Origin of the sequence: Amycolatopsis sp. SID8362, from assembly GCF_010550475.1 — a bacterium.
Classification (GTDB): domain Bacteria; phylum Actinomycetota; class Actinomycetes; order Mycobacteriales; family Pseudonocardiaceae; genus Amycolatopsis; species Amycolatopsis eburnea.
Genome location: NZ_JAAGNB010001845.1, coordinates 1 through 1,864, shown reverse-complemented (window position 1 = coordinate 1,864; position 1,864 = coordinate 1). Strand labels below are relative to the sequence as shown.

General features: G+C 69.7%; 2 protein-coding genes. Both read right to left on the bottom strand.

Going from position 1 to position 1,864, the window contains the following annotated elements:
* The coding region (locus tag G3I65_RS56840) for a WXG100 family type VII secretion target (protein WP_203612784.1) at positions 1–1,433 on the bottom strand (1,433 nt) is incomplete at its 3' end.
* Positions 1,433–1,864: hypothetical protein (locus tag G3I65_RS56100; RefSeq protein WP_239072064.1), on the bottom strand; the 432-nt coding region annotated here is incomplete at its 5' end. The genes G3I65_RS56100 and G3I65_RS56840, both read right to left, overlap by 1 nt.

The following is a 1,864-nucleotide window of genomic DNA, read 5'->3' as shown; positions in this document are numbered from 1 at the left end:
GCGGGCTCGGGCTTCGGGTCGGGCTTGGGGTCCGGCTTCGGTTCCGGGGTGGTGTCCGGCTTGGGTTCGGGTTTCGGCTCGGGGGTCGCCGACGAGGGGGTGGTGTCTGGCTTGGGCTCGGGTGTGGTGTCCGGTTTGGGTTCGGGCTTGGGCTCTGGCGTGGCCGAGGAAGAGGACGGTGCGGGCTCGGGCTTCGGGTCGGGCTTGGGGTCCGGCTTCGGTTCCGGGGTGGTGTCCGGCTTGGGTTCGGGTTTCGGCTCGGGGGTCGCCGACGAGGGGGTGGTGTCTGGCTTGGGCTCGGGTGTGGTGTCCGGTTTGGGTTCGGGCTTGGGCTCTGGCGTGGCCGAGGAAGAGGACGGTGCGGGCTCGGGCTTCGGGTCGGGCTTGGGGTCCGGCTTCGGTTCCGGGGTGGTGTCTGGCTTCGGCTCGGGCTTGGGCTCGGGGGTCGCCGAGGACGGGGTGGTGTCTGGCTTCGGCTCGGGTTTGGGCTCGGGCGTCGTGTCCGGCTTGGGCTCGGGCTTCGGTTCCGGCGTTGCGGAGGACGGCGTGGTGTCGGGCTTCGGCTCCGGCGTCGCCGAAGTCGGCTTGGGGTCCGGTTTCGGGGCCGGAGTGGCGTCCGGCTTCGGGGTGGGCGTCGGGGTGAGGCTGCTCGACGGGGGCTTGACCGCGGCCAGGTCGTCGCCCGCCTTGCCCATCTTCGTCAACGCCTGGAGCAGATCGCCGAGCTTCTTCGCCAGCTGGGCCAGCTTCGCGCCGATCTTGCCGAGGGCCGTGGCCACCGTGCCGATGGTCGTGCCGATGAAGATGGCGATCGACGCGCCGAACGTCACCGGGGCGAGGGCCGCCGCGATCAGGGCGCCCTTGATGATCGTCGCGAGGAGCATCGCGATCAGGTCGCGGAGGATGCCGCGGAAGGCGCCGACGATGCCGCCCGCGATCTTCATGTTCTTGCCGGCCTGGTCGAGGTACCAGCCGAGGGAACCCAGCTGCTCGGTGACCGCGTCCATGTCCTTCTTGAACTGGTCCGCGGCGTTGCCGCTCCACTCCTTCAGCAGCGTGTCGAGCGCTTGCTGGTGCTGCGTCGACCACTCCTCGAGCTTCTTCTTCTCCGCGGTGAGCGCTTCACTGGCCGCCGCGATGCCGATCGGGTCGCCCATCAGGATGTCCAGCGGCCAGCGCAGGATCGTGATGTGTTCGATGAGCCAGCCGATCCCGGCCGTGAGCAGGCTGCCGATCGGGTCGAGCACGAGGCCGATGGTCTCCAGCGCCATGCCCGCCGAGCCGATGCCGATCGCGACCTTGTCGTTCTCCTTGACGGCCTTGTCGAGGCCGATCGCCGCCTCGAAGAAGCCCGCGCCGGCCGACGCGTTGTCGCTGTTGAACAGGTCCGAGCCGTGGAGGCTGACGTCCTTGCTCTGGTAGTCGTCGCCCACTAGTCGAACCTCACGATCGAGTTCACGGCGTCCTCTTCACCCGACTGGTAGCGCTTCGCGGCCTCGGTGACCTTGTCGGCGAACTCGCCGATGGTCTTGGAGTAGGCGTCGAACTGGTGGCGCGCCTTGTCCGTCCAGGTGCTCGCGCCCGCGGCCATCAGCTGGCACGCCGGGTTGATGCCGAACATGCCGGGGTCGCAGACCATGCCGCCGACGAGGTCCGATGTGCTCTTGAGGTTGCTCTGCAGCTCGTCGAGGTGCTTGCCGAAGGTGGCCAAGGGATCCGAAGAGACCTTGAAGCCGCCGCCGCTCACCAGGGGTTCGATTCGTCGTCGAGGTGGTCGTCGGCACGGGGACGGCGACGCGGGACGGACGGCGGCGGAGGCATGGCGGCCGGGCGCGGCGACGCGGGCGGCGGGGTCCGCTCGGGC